Below are 211 nucleotides of genomic sequence, written 5' to 3'. Positions count from 1 at the left end.
TAGAGAGAGCACTTCGAACGAGGCGTAGCGCCTTGTCGAATTTTCATTGGCGCGCAGCGCTGATAAGCGAAAATTCGTCCCTTTCGTCTAGAGGCCTAGGACATCGCCCTTTCACGGCGGTAACAGGGGTTCGAATCCCCTAAGGGACGCCATATTCGCTCGAGAATGCAGAGATAAACGGTATGTTTATCTCTGATTTCTTACGAAATCA

The 211-nt window shown here is 49.8% G+C and carries 1 tRNA gene; it reads left to right on the top strand.

The window, feature by feature from the left end:
• Positions 1–76: 76 nt before the first annotated feature.
• Positions 77–152, top strand: a tRNA-Glu gene (locus ACZYUB_RS16670).
• Positions 153–211: the final 59 nt, after the last annotated feature.

Source organism: Pseudaeromonas sp. HNCC25DJ182 (genome assembly GCF_055413365.1).
Note: the sequence above shows the minus strand (reverse complement) of the source record. Positions and strands in the feature narration are given on the sequence as shown.